This is a genomic window from Bacillus sp. SIMBA_154 (assembly GCF_046536015.1).
In the GTDB taxonomy this organism is placed as follows: Bacteria; Bacillota; Bacilli; order Bacillales; family Bacillaceae; genus Bacillus; species Bacillus pumilus_P.
Map to the genome: position 1 here is coordinate 1 of NZ_JAWJBV010000152.1, position 299 is coordinate 299.

The window sequence follows — 299 nt, forward strand, 5'->3', positions numbered from 1 at the left end:
AGTCAGCCTTTGTTCGCTAACGTTGGATAGTGCGGATAATATGGAAAGTTTGGTATCGGGAATTTGTCTATCTAAGTCTTTGCACCAAGAGCCTTGCCGCTTAAAAATATAGTTGGCGAGGTCTGTAGGGCTACTAAAGTTATCAAAGCTGGTCCGTATTAACCATGAGCTTAATAACTCATCTTCCAATGGGCGTGTACGTACCGGCCAAGGCTTTAAGTGAGCTTGAGTTCCCTTTGGCCTCTTGTTGGAGTAAACCATGAAAAAGATTCCAAAATATCTAAATCGATTTGTTCCTT

1 protein-coding gene is annotated in these 299 nt (G+C 41.8%); it reads right to left on the reverse strand.

Annotated features, from left to right (window positions below):
- Window positions 1-261, reverse strand: a 261-nt coding sequence (locus R0K30_RS21525) for a TniQ family protein (protein WP_410612832.1), incomplete at its 3' end; no start/stop codon positions are given.
- Between the last annotated feature and the right edge of the window lie 38 nt (window positions 262-299).